We start from the raw sequence: 412 nt of genomic DNA on the forward strand, positions 1-412 counted from the left end.
TCATCTGCTGTCTGAACGATAAATTTGTACTTCCCTGAAAAAGGTTGTCACTTAGGAACAAACAGAAGTGACAATGAAACGTAAGACAAGAATTGAACGTGTGTATAATGAGGACACTGGTTGGTTTGAGACCCGTGAGGTAGAGTTGAATAGCTACTCTTTTACAGATGATGATCGTATCATGATAGTTCGAGAGTATATGGAGAGTGGGCTCCCGGCAGAAGAAATCATCAAGAAATACTATATAAGCAGTCGTACAGTGCTATTTTCTTGGATGGATAAGTTCTTAAATGAAAAAGATTTGTTATCTTTGCCGCCAGAAGACCAAAACCGTGACGATATGGCAAAGACAACAAATGAACAGTTGAAAGAGAAAGATGCAGAGATTAAGCGTCTCCGCAAGGCTTTGGAG

1 protein-coding gene is annotated in these 412 nt (G+C 39.8%); it reads left to right on the plus strand.

Annotated elements, in window-relative coordinates:
* Positions 1-73: 73 nt before the first annotated feature.
* On the plus strand, positions 74-412 hold a 339-nt coding region (locus D4A39_RS17255), incomplete at its 3' end, for a transposase (protein WP_119918605.1).

The organism is Alcanivorax profundi (genome assembly GCF_003597125.1).
Lineage (GTDB): Bacteria > Pseudomonadota > Gammaproteobacteria > Pseudomonadales > Alcanivoracaceae > Alcanivorax > Alcanivorax profundi.